Source organism: Protofrankia sp. CiT1 (assembly GCF_917627335.1).
Lineage (GTDB): Bacteria > Actinomycetota > Actinomycetes > Frankiales > Frankiaceae > Protofrankia.
On sequence record NZ_CAKJTP010000023.1, the window covers coordinates 21232 to 35111 of the forward strand.

At 70.6% G+C, this 13880-nt stretch carries 10 protein-coding genes; 7 read left to right on the forward strand and 3 right to left on the reverse strand.

All coding sequences use genetic code 11. From position 1 onward, the window contains the following. Positions 1-350 precede the first annotated feature (350 nt). Positions 351-890 (reverse strand): MFS transporter, encoded by a 540-nt coding sequence (locus tag MJ785_RS06435; protein WP_239308431.1) that lies wholly within the window; start codon positions 888-890, stop codon positions 351-353. A gap of 351 nt (positions 891-1241) precedes the next feature. Here MJ785_RS06435 and rplU point away from each other — a divergent pair, with 351 nt between their 5' ends. The 4 genes from rplU (at position 1242) to proB (ending at position 4586) form a co-directional block, all read left to right on the forward strand. Continuing rightward, on the forward strand, positions 1242-1559 hold the full coding sequence (rplU, locus tag MJ785_RS06440; RefSeq protein WP_239308432.1) for a 50S ribosomal protein L21: 318 nt from the start codon (positions 1242-1244) through the stop codon (positions 1557-1559). A gap of 5 nt (positions 1560-1564) precedes the next feature. Next, positions 1565-1834 (forward strand): 50S ribosomal protein L27, encoded by a 270-nt coding sequence (rpmA, locus tag MJ785_RS06445; RefSeq protein WP_239308433.1) that lies wholly within the window; start codon positions 1565-1567, stop codon positions 1832-1834. Positions 1835-1931: 97 nt separating this feature from the next. Next, a complete protein-coding gene (gene obgE, locus MJ785_RS06450; protein WP_239308434.1) occupies positions 1932-3455 on the forward strand; it encodes a GTPase ObgE in 1524 nt (507 codons plus the stop codon). Between the two features lie 12 nt (positions 3456-3467). Beyond that, positions 3468-4586, forward strand: a complete 1119-nt coding sequence (gene proB, locus MJ785_RS06455; protein WP_239346189.1) for a glutamate 5-kinase — start codon at positions 3468-3470, stop codon at positions 4584-4586. A 180-nt stretch (positions 4587-4766) separates the two neighbouring features. On the opposite strand, the gene MJ785_RS06460 is transcribed toward proB, so the two are convergent. Then, the gene (locus tag MJ785_RS06460) at positions 4767-7988 is read right to left on the reverse strand and encodes an AAA family ATPase (RefSeq protein ID WP_239380191.1); all 3222 of its coding nucleotides are present in this window, start codon (positions 7986-7988) and stop codon (positions 4767-4769) included. Then, positions 7988-9289 (reverse strand): exonuclease SbcCD subunit D, encoded by a 1302-nt coding sequence (locus MJ785_RS06465; RefSeq protein ID WP_239308452.1) that lies wholly within the window; start codon positions 9287-9289, stop codon positions 7988-7990. Before MJ785_RS06465 ends, MJ785_RS06460 begins: the two co-directional genes overlap by 1 nt. Positions 9290-9847: 558 nt before the next feature. On the opposite strand from MJ785_RS06465, the gene MJ785_RS06470 reads away from it, so the two are divergent. The 3 genes from MJ785_RS06470 to MJ785_RS06480 form a co-directional block, all read left to right on the forward strand. Continuing rightward, complete coding sequence (locus MJ785_RS06470; protein WP_239308437.1) at positions 9848-11107, forward strand: glutamate-5-semialdehyde dehydrogenase; 1260 nt, start codon at positions 9848-9850, stop codon at positions 11105-11107. 204 nt (positions 11108-11311) lie between these two features. Continuing rightward, positions 11312-11851 (forward strand): hypothetical protein, encoded by a 540-nt coding sequence (locus tag MJ785_RS06475; protein WP_239376968.1) that lies wholly within the window; start codon positions 11312-11314, stop codon positions 11849-11851. A 112-nt stretch (positions 11852-11963) separates the two neighbouring features. Beyond that, positions 11964-13880 (forward strand): glycosyltransferase family 2 protein (locus tag MJ785_RS06480; RefSeq protein WP_239380193.1); only part of this gene is annotated, 1917 nt, incomplete at its 3' end.

Below are 13880 nucleotides of genomic sequence, written 5' to 3' on the forward strand. Positions count from 1 at the left end.
CTGACGACAACACGGCGAGGTGCGTGCCCCAGCCCCGCGACGCCGCGTCCCCTATTGCCGGTCGCTCTTAGTGTTGATGCGTGTGCTGACGCATGCGTGCTGACAGCGGCCTGGTCCAGCGCCGCGCTGGACCAGGCCTCCTGATCGGCCGCGGGCGCTGACATCGCCGAATCCGGCCGGCCGCCTGGCGCGTGGGTCCGTGTCCCGGTCCGGGCGGCGCCTCGCGTCGTTGTCGTCGGTTGACGCCCACAACCAGGGCGGCTGCCTCCGCCGCCGCGCGATCCATCCAGCCGGACGCCGCTCCCCTGATCGAACGACGGCTCCCGGAACACGCCGTAGCCTCTGGCTGGTCAGGCTTCGCCGGTGGCCCAGTGCTGCGCCGCTTCCCGGCGGATGAGGTCGCGTTGGTCGTGCTCGCGCACGAGCGCGTCCAGCCGCGCGCGGGACCGTCGCAACGCGCCGTCAACCGCCGCGCTGGCACGGCTGTTGTCGCCCATTTGCAGGGCGTACGAGGCGACGACCAGAGCCTGGACGACGTCGTCCTGGGCAGAGAGCGCATCGCTGTGGGCATCGCTGCCCGCGGCGGCGGCCTGAGGCCGGCCACGGAAGGCGCAGCCGTCCCTGGAAAGCTCGCGGGCACGCACCGCGAGCCAGCAGGCCGCGTAGGCCGTACTGAGCGCCCACGTCGCGCGTACTCCGGCTGGCAGGCCCACCAGCCCGTTGAGAGCGACCCCGAGCACCGTTGTGACGACCACCGCGGATGCCGCGATGGTCACGGACCGCCGCCGGGGGTCCGTTGTCCGGGCTGAGGACACCAGCGGCCAGCCGGCGGTCAGGACAGCGGCGGCCGTGGTGGCACCGGCCACCCAGATCACAATCTGCCAGCCCATCGTGGCCCAACCCCCACCCAGGCCGCGGACGATGCGCGAGGCTCGCGTCGCGCTGTCGGCGGCCACCCGTTGCCTGTTGGCTCTGCTCGGGCACTGGCCGCCAGCCGGGAGCGCAGTGCCCGTGCCGAGCCCGTGCCGAGCCCATTCCGATGGTTGCGCGCTGGTCGGCGGCACGCCATGGTTCATCGGTGCCATGGCCGGATACGCCCTGTGGCCCGGGTCGCGGCGCGGGGGCGGGGCCGCCGGTGTCAGGTTGGCGCATGCGCCTGTTAAGGTAGTGCAATCAGGGCCGGGCACGGCTGTGTTTCCGCCGTGTGAGAGATGCCCGTCCGACTTCAGCAAGGAGAACCGGTGTACGCGGTCGTGGCCAGCGGCGGCAAGCAGCACAAGGTCGCCGTCGGCGATGTCGTTGACGTCGAGCTCGTCAAGGGCGAGCCGGGCGCGACCGTCAACCTGTCGGCGCTCCTGCTTGTCGACGGCGACGTGGTGACCCACGACAGGGACGCGCTCGCGTCTGTCGAGGTGACAGCGGAGGTCGTCGAGATCGTCAAGGGTCCTAAGATCAGAATTCACAAATTCAAGAACAAGACCGGTTATCACAAGCGGCAGGGCCACCGCCAGAAGTTCACCCGCCTGCGGGTGACCGGTATCGAGACCGGGAAGGCCTGAGCGACATGGCACACAAGAAGGGCGCGAGCTCCTCGCGCAACGGTCGTGACTCCAACGCCCAGCGGCTGGGCGTGAAGCGTTTCGGTGGCCAGTACGTCAACTCAGGTGAGATCATCGTTCGCCAGCGGGGCACGCACTTCCACCCCGGTTCCCAGGTAGGCCGTGGCAGCGATGACACACTCTTCGCGCTGGTCGCCGGGCATGTCCAGTTCGGCAACCGCCGGGGCCGCCGGGTTATCAACATCATTCCCGTTGAGGGGGCGCGGGCTGCCTGAGGCAGCCGGCTCGCAGCTCAACAGGGCCGGTGCCGCTGTCCGCGTGGGCGAGTTGTCTCGGCGACCGCTAAGCCAACGACGATGAGGAGAGGCAGCGGTGCCCACCTTCGTCGACCGGGTCGTCCTCCACGTCATCGCGGGGGACGGCGGGCCTGGCTGCGCGTCGGTTCACCGGGAGAAGTTCAAACCGCTCGGTGGCCCTGACGGCGGTAACGGCGGGCGTGGCGGGGACGTCGTTCTTCGGGCTGACCCGAGTGTGACGACCCTGCTCGAGTTCCACTTCCACCCCCACCAGCGAGCCTCTGGCGGCCGTCCGGGCCAGGGCTCCAACCGGCACGGCGCGGATGGTGTCGATCTTGTGCTGCCAGTGCCGGACGGCACGGTCGTCCTACGGCCGGACGGCGAGCAGGTCGCGGACCTTGTCGGCGCCGGGAGCGAGCTGGTCATCGCCCGCGGTGGCCGCGGTGGCCGGGGCAACGCGGCTCTTGCCTCCGCTCGGCGCAAGGCCCCGGGGTTCGCGGAGCTCGGCGAGCCGGGGGAGCGGCTGGACGCCGTCCTGGAGCTCAAGACCGTCGCGGACGTGGCGCTGGTGGGCTTTCCCAGCGCGGGCAAGTCCTCGCTGGTCTCGGTGCTCAGCGCGGCCAAGCCCAAAATCGCGGACTACCCCTTCACCACCCTCGTACCGAACCTCGGCGTGGCGCTGGCCGGTGACCTTCCGCCGTACACGGTGGCCGATGTCCCAGGCCTGATCCCCGGAGCCAGTTCCGGACGAGGCCTGGGGCTTGAGTTCCTGCGCCATATCGAGCGCTGCTCGGTCATCGTGCACGTGCTGGACTGCGCCACCCTCGAGCCCGGCCGTGATCCCGTCAGCGACCTCGACGTCATCGAGGCCGAACTGGCCGCGTACTCCGCGGACCTGTCGGACCGGCCGCGGGTGGTCGTCCTCAACAAGATTGACGTACCGGATGGCCGCGACCTGGCAGACCTGGTCACGGCCGAGATCGCCGCCCGTGGGCTGGCCGTGTTCGCCGTGAGCAGCGCCACCCGGGAGGGCGTCCGTACGCTCTCGCTCGCCCTGGCTGAACGGGTCGCCGAACATCGGGCGCTACAGCCGGCGCGGACCTCCCAGCGGGTCGTTCTCCGCCCCCGCGCGGTTGATGAGCCTGATTTCGCCGTCCGCGCACACGATGACGGGTTCGTGGTGACCGGTGCCAAACCCCTGCGATGGGTCCGGCAGACCGACTTCGGTAACGATGAGGCGGTCGGCTTCCTCGCCGATCGGCTGGCTCGTCTCGGCCTGGAGGCTGAGCTCGTTCGGCTGGGGGCGGAACCTGGTGTCGCGGTGACCATCGGCGATGTCACCTTTGACTGGGAGCCGCACCTGAGCGGGCGTGGTGGGCGTGGGGGCCGGCGTGACGCTCTGCCTGCCGGCTCGGCCGCTGGTGGATCCACGGCCGCCGGCTCAGGGGGAGCTGAGGCGCTCTCGGTGGGATCCACTCTCGGCCCTCGTGGCAGTGACGACAGGCTCCGCACCACCACCCGGTTGACCAGGGCTCAACGCTTCGCTCGCCGGGCAGCTGATCATGCCAGTGGCGCTGGGGACGACGAGGGCGACTCGTGACAGGGTTGATGTGTGACTGTTCGTGACTTTGTGACACGGGCCAACCGGATTGTGGTGAAGGTCGGTTCGTCGTCCTTGACGACCGCGAGCGGCGGTATCGACGGTGATCGCGTCGATGCGCTGGTGCGGGCACTGCTGGCGCGTGCGGGTCGGTTGGTGCTGGTCTCGTCGGGCGCCATCGCCGCGGGCCTCGCGCCGCTGGGGCTGACCCGGCGGCCTCGAGATCTCGCGACCCTGCAGGCCGCGGCGAGCGTCGGTCAGAGCATGCTCGTGCACCGTTACGCCACCGAGTTCGGGACGGCCGGGTACCGGGTCGGCCAGGTGCTGCTCACCGCTACCGATGTGATCCGGCGCACTCACTACCGTAACGCCCGGACCACCCTGGACCGGCTGCTGGAACTCGGCGTCGTTCCCATTGTCAACGAGAACGACGCCGTTGCCACCCAGGAGATCCGGGTCGGGGACAACGATCGTCTCGCGGCGATCGTCGCGCATCTCGTCTCCGCGGATCTGCTGCTCCTGCTCTCCGACGTGGACGGTGTCTATGACGCCAACCCGCGGCGCGGCCCGGCCACCATGATCCGTGAGGTCCGGGCGGACGCGGATCTCGATGGGGTCGGCACCCGCGGCACCGGCAGCGCCGGGGTCGGGATCGGTGGTATGGCAACGAAGATCGAGGCGGCTCGGATGGCCGCCTCGGGCGGGGTCGTGACAATCATCACGTCGGCGGGGAACGCGGCCGCCGCTCTTGCCGGCGCCGACGTGGGCACGGTGTTCCACCCGACCGGCCCGCGCCGGGCGTCCCGCCTGCTGTGGCTGGAACACGCGACGATCCCGCAGGGCAGGCTGTTTCTGGACAGCGGTGCGGTGGCCGCGGTGGTCGACCGCCGGGTGTCGCTGTTACCTGCCGGGGTCACCAAGGTTGACGGTGACTTCTCCGCCGGTGACCCGGTTGACCTGGTCAGCCCGGCGGGCCTGTCGGTCGCCCGGGGGCTGGTCGCCTACGACGCGGCGGAGCTGCCGGGGATGCTGGGTCGTTCAACATCCGATCTTGCGGCTGAGTTTGGCTCGTTCTACGAGCGCGAGATCGTCCATCGTGACGACCTCGTTCTCCTCCAGCCGCGCCGCTGACGCCGAGCCAGGCGCCAGCCGACGTCGGCTGGCGCCTGGCCAGTGTGCTCATGGGCGCCGGTCTGGACGGTCGTGCCAGCGCTGGCCGCTGGCTCCAGCGTCGTCGGCCGCGCGGGCCTTGTCGGCCGTACGGAGCCTGAAGGAGCACAGCGCGGCCGGCGTCCCGGGCCATCCCGCCGGTCAGGTGAGGCTGGTCCGGACATGGCTGCCACGGGCGCTCTTGACGACGGTGACCTGGGTGGGGATGCGCTGGCGCAGATCGGCGACGTGGCTGACGATACCGACCAGCCGGCCGCCGGAGCGCAGGTCGTCCAGGACGTTCATGACCTCCTCCAGGCTGTCGGGGTCGAGGCTGCCGAAGCCCTCGTCGATGAACAGCGCGTCCATGGCCTGACCGCCGGACTCGGCGGTGACCACGTCCGCGAGTCCCAGCGCCAGGGAGAGCGCGGCCTGGAAGGTCTCCCCACCGGACAGGGTGGCGGTGTCACGCCGCCGGCCCGTCCAGGCATCCTCGACGAGCAGCCCGAGACCGGCCCGGCGCCGCCGGTCGCGGCGTTCACCGACATCGTGGACCAGGGTGAACCGGCCGCCGCTCATCGCCGACAGCCGCCCGCTCGCCGCGGTCGCGACCTCCTCGAGCCGGGCGGCGAGGACAAAGCTCGACAGGGGCATGCCCTGGCGGTTGTCACCGCGTCCCGCGGCCACGTCGGCGAGGCCGCGTATGTGCTGGGCTGCCTCGCGCAGCGGTGCCACCGCCGCGAACGCCTCGGCGAAGACGGCGACCAGGCCGGACAGGCGCCTGAGCCGGTCGCCCGCCCGCGCCGCCGCGGCGAGCGCCGCTTCGTGCGCCTCCCGGGCGGCCAGCGCGGCTGCCTCCCGGTCGGCCAGCGGTACCGGCGCCTGCGGGTCGACGGCCAGCTGAGGGCTGGCCAACCGGGATCGCACCCCGACCAGATCGTCCCGGTGGGCGTCCAGCCGCGTCTGTGTCGCGGCGAGCCAGCTGTCCTCCCGGCAGGCGGCTCGGGCAGTGGCCGTGTCCGGGAAGCCCGCGGCGCGGGCGTCACCGTCGGCCGCGGCTGACGCCCGGCGGTGTTCCTCCTCCGCCGAGACCGCCGCCGCGGCGGCGGCGTGGCACTCGGTGTACGCGTCCGCGAACTGTGCGATCTCGCGCTGACGTGTCGCCAGCTGGTCGGGGTCCCGCAGTTCCGGTGGAATGCCCGAACGCTGCCGGGCGGCCCGTACCCGGTATTCCTCCGCATGGGTGCGGGCGAGCTGCTCGGCCGACCCGTGACCGGCCAGCTCCGCGGCGGCTCGTGTCTCCTCCTCGCGGAGCAGGGCAAGCGCCTGCTCGGCGGATGGGAGATCGGCGGCGGTGGCGGCAAGCATGTCGGCGTGGCTGGCGAGGTCCGCCGCGGTCCGCTCGAACCCCTCGGCGGTTGGCTCAGGAGCAACCGGTAGATCCCGGCGCCGCGGGTCGGCGGCACCGCCGTCGCTGTTGCCGCCACTGTTGCCGTCGCCGCTGCCGCGGTGAACGTCATGGCTGTCCGTGGCATCGCCGCCCACATCGGTGCCGCCCACATCGGTGCCGCCCGCGCCGTGCGGGGCCGAGTCGATGACTCCGACCACGGTGACCGTCGCGAACGACTCGACCGCACGGGACGGTGGTTGGCCGTCCGCACGTGCCGATCCTGTTTCCGGCGTGCTCCAGGCGGGCTCCACCCGGTTGGCGAGTTCACCCAGCAGAGTGCGAATGCGCTCATCGAGCCGGTCGGCATCGCGGCGCGCGTCGGTTGCCACCGCCGTGAGCCGGCCGGCCTCAGCTTCGGCGGCCAGCTCGTCGTCCTTGTCGACATGGTCCGCCCGGACCTCGGCGGGGTCGGGGTGGGCGAGCGATCCGCAGACCGGGCAGGGGGAGTCGTCGACCAGAGCGGCGGCCAGTTCGGCGGTGATCGCGTCGAACCGCTGGCGGCGGATGTCGCTGGCCCGGATGCGGGCGTCGCGGGCGGTCCGCTCAGCCTCGTCGGCACGGGTCATGGATTCGTGATGTTGCCGTACGGTGCCGGCTAGCTCCGCTGCCACCCGGGCCTGTTCCCGCGCCCCGGGGAGCGCCGCGGCGCTGGCTCGGGCCCGGTTCAGCCGCTCCTCGAGGACGTGCCGCCGCTGCGGCAGCTCGGTCCGCAGATACTCGGTGAGCGCGGTGAGCGCTGCCGCGTGGCTCTCGGCGTCGGACTCGGCCGCCGCCGCCGCCGCGTCGTCGGCCTCCGCTGCGGCCAGGACATGGGACAGCTGCTCCAGACGTCCCACATCCGTGTGGGTGAGACGGGACAGCCGCGCCAACTCGTCGACGGACGCGTCGTGGCGGGCACCCAGCAGCCGCAGCCTGTCACGTCCGGCCTCCTGGGCACAACGCGCCCGCTCGAGGCTGTCCGCGCGGTCCCACACATGTTCCAGCGCCCGGCGTACCGGGCCGGCGCGCCGGGCCGCGTCGAGTTCGGCGGCCATCGTCTCCACCGCGGGGAGCTCCGCTTCCAGCGCCGCAAGCTGTGTCAGCAGGTCGCGGCGTTCGGACTGGCGCTCGGCGAGCGCGCGAGCCTGCTCAAGGGAGTCCTCAGCGTGCCGGCGGGTGTCTGCCGCCACCGCGGCCCGATCGTCTGCCGCGGTGGTGGCGGCCGCCGCGGCGGCGGCGAGGTCGGCGACCCACTCCGGGTCGGCCTCGGGGTCAGCGGGTTCCGCCGTCTCCGCGGCTTCGGCCGCGCGTGCCAGCACCCGGACAAGTTCCCCGCGCGCGTTCGCCGCTCTCTCATCCGCGATCTTTGCCTGGTCGGCGAGCCACTGCTCGGCGTGCTCGAACCGGTTGACCCTGAACAGCCGCTTGAGCAGCCGCTCCCGGGCATCGTGGTCCGCCTGTAGGAAATCGGCGAAGTGCCCCTGCGGCAACATGATCACCTGGAAGAACTGTTCGGCGGTCATCCCCAGCAGCCGGCCGACCTCCAGGCCCACGTCATCGTTGCGCTGGGCCACCACCTCCCAACCGGGGCCGGCCCACCGCTCGAGCAGCGCGGTCGGGTTCACCCGGACACTGCCCTCGCCGCCACGTTTCGGTCGCTCCCAGAGCGCGGTGCGTGCGATCCGGAACCGCCGACCGGACAGGCTGAACTCCAGCCGCACCCACGGCGCCGTGCTGGCGTCGGCGTGATGCGAGCGCAGGTCGCGGGCGCGGGCGCGCAGCCCCGGGACAGTGCCGTACAGGGCGAACCCGAGCGCGTCGAGCAGGGTGCTCTTCCCCCCGCCGGTCTCGCCGCACAGCAGCACCAGACCGCCTGCCCTGAGCTGGTCGAAGTCCAGTTCGACGCTGTTCGGGAACGCCCCGAAGGCGGTGAGTTCCAGCCGGTGGGGACGCATCAGGCGGCGTCCTCGGACAGCCGGGCGTCATCCAGCGCCGCCCGCAGCAACGACCGTTCGCGCTCGTCGGGTTCGGCCCGCACATGGGTGAGGAACGCCTCGGCGACGGCCAGATCGGTGCGCCCGCGAATACGCTGCCGGTAGTTGAGCCCGTCCGCGGCCCCGCCAGCAACCGGCTCATGGCTCAGGGTGAGCGCATGGGGGAACCGGCGTTGCAGGGTCGTCATCGCGTCCATCGGGCGGACCGGGTCGGTGAGCACGACTGACACGAAGTCACCGGTATGCGCTTCGTAGACAGCCGAGGTCATGAGATCCGCCAGGGTGCCCCGCAGCCGGGCGAGGCTGCGGTACAGCGGCACCGGGATCTCCTCGACACCGGCCAGGCCGGTCGCGTCCAGCTCGACCAGCAGGGAGGACTTGGCATCCGCCGCTTCCGAGAACGAGTAGGCGAGCGGTGAGCCGCTGTAGCGTAGGTCATCGCGCAGGGCCTGCGGCTTGTGGAGATGGCCGAGGGCGGTGTAGGTGATCCCGGTGAACAGGTCCGCGGGGACCGCCGCCAGCCCACCGACGCTGATGTCGCGCTCACTGTCGCTGCCCTTGCCCCCGTGCACCCACGCGTGGGCGCAGACGATGCTGCGCCCACCGTGGCGAGCGCGCGCGGCGTGGACGGCACGCATCGCCTGCCGCATGATCGACGCATGGGTTGCCGCGGTACCGGCCGGCACGGTCCGGGCCACCCCGGCGCCCCCGGTGGCGGTATCGGCCGCAAGGGTGCCGGCGGCGGCATCCGTGCCGGCGGTGTCGCTCGCGGCACTGTCTGCGGCGGCACTGTCTGTGGTGACGCCTTCTGTAGTGACGCCGTCGCTGGCGGCGGTGTCCGCCAGGGCCGCAGCCACCGCGGCCGGCTCGAGGTAGGGGATGGCGTAGACGTGGACCGGGCCGTGGGAGTCCTCGACAGTCACGGGATCGGCGACGGCAGCCACCTCCGTGCGGATGCGGACCCGGGGATCAAGCAGCCCGGCCTTGTCACCAAGGCGCGCGGGGGCGTCGTGATTACCGCTGATCACCACAACCCGCGCGCCGGCATCGCGCATCCGGGAGAGCGCTTCGTCGAACAGCCGCATGGCCGCGACCGGTGGGATGGCCCGGTCGTGCACGTCCCCAGCGACGACAACGAGGTCGACCTGCTCGACACGGACAACCTCGACGAGGTGGTCGACGAACGCGGCCTGGGCCGCCGACAGATCGAACCCGTGCAGGGCGCGGCCGAGATGCCAGTCGGATGTGTGCAGCGTGAGCATGCCATGCACGGTAAGGCGCGCCTCCGGCGGTTCCACACGCGGGTCCCGGACGGCGGCCCGCCCGTCCCGGCAGCGGCCGGTTCGGCACCGCGTCGAGGGCGAAGAGCGCCCGGCAATAGAGGTGTGGATCAAGGAGTGGGGCTGGGGTGCGTGCGGCGCAAGGCGGAAGGCCGAAGCGATACCGGCTGAGTTGTATCGGTGTGGCCGACAACGCGGCCAGGGGGCGCCTGGGCGCGGCGAGCCGGAATGACGATCTCAAACGCGCTCTGAGCGGTCGGCGCTGGCAGTCCTTCAAGGGGTTGTCGGATGCCAGGTGGATGCGTCGCGAGGCGGCCCAGGCCCCGGTAGCGGTGTGCTGCCGGGGCTGGTGACAACGACGCGAGGCGCCGCCTGGCGCTGGCAGACCCTGGATGAACGTCCAGCGCCGACCACTGAGGCCGGTAACCTCTGTAGTGAACCGGGGACATCAACCCCCAGCGGCGCGGAACATACCCGTTTCTGGCCCTTGCGCGGTGGGGCGCGTTCCGGTGGCAGGCGTCGGGTCGGAAGGAACTGATCATGAACACCATTGCCGAGGACGTCCGCCAGACCGCGGTCCGGGCCCGCGCGGCCGCGGCCACGCTCGCGCCGCTGTCGCGCGCGGACAAGGACCGTGCCCTGTACGCGATGGCGGACGCCATCCTGGCCGCTGGCCAGCCAGTTCTCCAGGCCAACGCCGAGGATGTCGCGATGGCCCGCGACGCGGGCACCGGTACGGCCATGGTTGACCGGTTGACCCTCACCACGGACCGCCTCGTCGCCATTGCCGGCGGTCTGCGCAAGGTGGCGGCCCTCGACGACCCGGTCGGCGAGGTAGTCCGTGGTCGGCGGCTTCCCAACGGAATAGAGCTGCGCCAGGTCAGGGTGCCCCTCGGTGTGGTCGGGATCATCTACGAGGCGCGTCCGAACGTGACGGTGGACGCGGCTGGGCTGTGCCTCAAGAGTGGTAACGCTGTGTTGCTGCGCGGCAGCGCGTCGGCTGCGCGTACCAATGCCGCGCTGGTCGCGGTGCTGCGGGAGGCCGCGGCCGGAGCTGGGCTGCCCGCCGACGCGGTCGCGCTCGTGCCCGGTGCCGACCACGAGTCCGTCAAGCAGCTCATGCGGCTGCGCGGTCTTGTGGATGTGCTGATCCCGCGGGGCGGGGCTGGTCTGATTCGGGCGGTGGTGGCGGAGTCCACCGTGCCTGTGATCGAGACCGGGGTCGGCAACTGCCATGTATACGTCGACGTTGACGCGGATCTCGACCAGGCGCTGGCGATCGTCCTCAACGCCAAGACCCAGCGGGTGTCGGTGTGCAACGCGGCCGAGACACTGCTGGTCCACGCGGGTGTCGCCGACGCCTTCCTGCCCCGGGTCCTCACCGCGCTCCGCCAGGCCGGGGTGACGATCCACGGCGACGACGCGGTCCGCGCGCACGACCCGTCCGCGCTGCCCGCGACGGAGCAGGACTGGGCCACCGAGTACCTCTCGCTGGACATGGCGGTCCGGGTGGTGGGCTCCCTGGCCGAGGCCGTGGCCCATATCCGGCAATGGGGCAGTGGGCACACCGAGGCGATCATCACGCGCTCGCTGGAGGCGTCCCGCCGGTTCGTCGCAACCTGCGACAGCGCTGCGGTCATGGTCAACGCCTCTACCCGTTTCACCGACGGTGAACGATTCGGCTTCGGTGCGGAGATCGGTATCTCCACGCAGAAACTGCACGCTCGCGGGCCGATGGGCCCCAGCGAGCTCACGTCGACGACCTGGGTCGGCGTCGGCGACGGCCATCTGGTGATCTGAGAACCGCCGTGCCGGCGCCGCCAGGAGGCGCGCGGGGCGCGCGGGGCGGGCCGGGGCGTCCGGATGTACCTCTTGGCCCGTAACGGACAGGTCCAGACATCTTGTCACTGGTTGCGAACGTGATCATGAGAAGTCCGGACGTGGTTGTGCGATACCAGGTACCCATTGGGTTGATGTGGTTGTGCCGGTGTCGAAGGGGGCAGCTTGTCGATTCGCGAATCGGACGGCTCACCCGCGGGCCTTGAGTACGTAGCCAGGTTCCCATCCGCGGATTTGATCATTGTGGGATGCGGTGCCGCGGGGATGGCCGCGGCGGTGGGGACGCTCCTGCCATGGGCGGGCGCGACCCTGTCCGACCGCGGGGCGGTCCTGCTTGCGGTCAGCCGTACCGGGCTGGAGCTGTCGGCCAACGGTGTGGTCGTGCTGCTGCTGGGGGTTGTCTGCGCAGTGTCCTGCCTGTTGCCGCCGGACGGGCGGCGTGCGCGTCCACTGTCCCTCGCGCTGGCGTCGGCTGGTCTTGTGATCACCGTCCTCGCCGCCGCTGAGATCGATGCGGGGGATCCCCTGGCCGCGAAACTCCTCCAGCTACGGATCGGTACCTTCCAGACGGACCATCCCGTGGCCAGTACACACGTGGGCCTGGGCCTGTGGCTCAGCCTCGCGGCCGGCGTCACGCTCAGCGTGGGCGGGGCCGGGTGGCAACTGGTCGGCCGCTTCACCCGGGTAGTGGGTGACCCGGCCTGATGACGAGCGCGGGCGGCGCCGAGGCACGTGGGCGCCCCCGCCTTTCTGGTGATCGGATCGCAGCCGGCGAACAGGTCGAGAACGGACCGATTTCGGTGGCTTTCCCCTGTCGGTGGCACGAGCCCTTGGAACAAAATTGGCCTACGATTACACATCTTTTTCGAGCCTTGCGGGTCCGCTTACCCTGCCGGCCACGAGCGGGAGATACCGGGTCGCCTATCGCCGGGTCATGGTTGGCCGCGAGCTGTGGATGGTGCTGCCGCTGCTGGTGGCCACCGTTGGGTTATCGTCGTTGTTCTTTGTCTGGCTGATCCAGCCGGATCATTTTCCCCGGGGCGCGTACCTGCCGGCCCCGGTCCGTCTCGGCAATGCCGTCATGTTCCTGCTGATCGTCATTTCCGAGGGAATTCGGTTGCTTAACTCGATCACGCTCTGCTGGTCCGCGTTTATCATGCGCGATCCGGTGCCGGTGCGGCCGGCGGACGGCCTGCGGATCGCCTTCACGACGACGATCGTGCCCGCAAAGGAACCGATCGATGTCGTGCGTGACACCCTGATCGCGGCCCGGCGGATCCACTATGGCACGCCGATCGACATCTGGTTACTCGACGAGGGGAATGATCCGGGAGTCCGGGCGGTGTGTGCGGACATCGGGGTCCATCATTTCTCCCGCAACGGGGTCGAACGGTGGAACGAGCCGAAAGGGCGTTTTCGCACCCGCACCAAGCACGGCAACCACAACTCATGGCTGGCCGCCCACGGCGCGTCCTACGACATCGTCATGTCGGTCGATCCCGACCACATCCCGTTACCGAACTTCGCCGCGCGCATGCTCGGCTACTTCCGGGATCCCGAGGTCGCCTTCGTCGTGGGACCGCAGGTCTACGGAAACTTCCAGAAGTTTCTCACCCGCGGTGCCGAAGCCCAGAACTACATGTTCCATTCAGTGATCCAGCGCGCCGCGAACCGGTTCAACTGCGGAATGTTCGTCGGAACGAACCATGCCTACCGTGTCGCGGCATGGGAGCAGATCGGCGGGTTCCAGGATTCGATCACCGAGGATCTGGCCACCTCCTTCGCCGTGCACGGGGCGCGCCACCCGGAAACCGGCCGGCGGTGGAAATCGGTGTACACACCCGATGTTGTCGCTGTCGGCGAGGGGCCGGCGACGTGGACCGACTTCTTCAGCCAACAGCTGCGATGGGCACGCGGCTCCAACGAGGTCATGGTGACCGAGTCGGTGCGCCGGCTGCGGAAACTGTCGTGGGGAGGCCGCCTGCACTACCTGATCTTGATGTTGCACTATCCGACGGTCGCCCTCACCTGGCTGATGGGGATGCTGCTCACCGTCAGCTATATGGCGCTGGGCTCCAGCGGGGTCACGGTGCGCATATCGTCCTGGTTGGCCCTCTACATCGATGTCGCGGTGGCGAGGCTTCTCCTCTACATCTGGCTGCGGCGTTTCAATATCAGCCCGCATGAGGAGAAGGGAACCGCCGGAATCTCCGGAATCTTCGTCTCGATGTTGTGTACCCCCTTTTACTCGACCGCCTTTGTCGGCGCGTTACTGCGGCGTCCGCTCGGTTTCGTCGTCACTCCCAAGGGGCGTAGCGCCAGCCCCGATCGGCTCCTGACCTTCCGAAAACACCTCTTCTGGGCGATGCTCTCCACGGGTTCCATCACCGTCGCGGCAGCCTGCGGCAACGTGTACCCGGCCAACATGGTCTGGGCGGTGCTGTCGCTGCTCAGCTGCCTGGCACCCGTTGCCATGTGGGCGGTGTCCACGGTTGCCGGCCAGCGGCTCGCTCGAGGCGGTGGCTCAGCGGCGGCCCCGCCGCCGGCTGTCGTGCATGTCCGGCCCGCGGACCAGGTGTCCGTGGGCCTGCTGAAGGAACTCGACGGGATGCGTGCGCGGCCCGCGCCGCGGCCCGCGGCCCGGCCGGTCGTGCTGGTGGCCGCTCCGATCGGGTGGCGCGGGGAGGCCGTTGAGGACATGGTCATGCTGGCCGTGCCATCCACAGTGCTACCT

What these genes read in the sequence shown, in the direction of transcription:
- MJ785_RS06435 (WP_239308431.1), bottom strand. Translation starts at nt 890, where the DNA reads ATGGGCTGGCAGATTGTGATCTGGGTGGCCGGTGCCACCACGGCCGCC.
- rpmA (WP_239308433.1), top strand. Translation starts at nt 1,565, where the DNA reads ATGGCACACAAGAAGGGCGCGAGCTCCTCGCGCAACGGTCGTGACTCC.
- MJ785_RS06460 (WP_239380191.1), bottom strand. Translation starts at nt 7,988, where the DNA reads ATGCGTCCCCACCGGCTGGAACTCACCGCCTTCGGGGCGTTCCCGAAC.
- MJ785_RS06465 (WP_239308452.1), bottom strand. Translation starts at nt 9,289, where the DNA reads ATGCTCACGCTGCACACATCCGACTGGCATCTCGGCCGCGCCCTGCAC.
- MJ785_RS06470 (WP_239308437.1), top strand. Translation starts at nt 9,848, where the DNA reads ATGAACACCATTGCCGAGGACGTCCGCCAGACCGCGGTCCGGGCCCGC.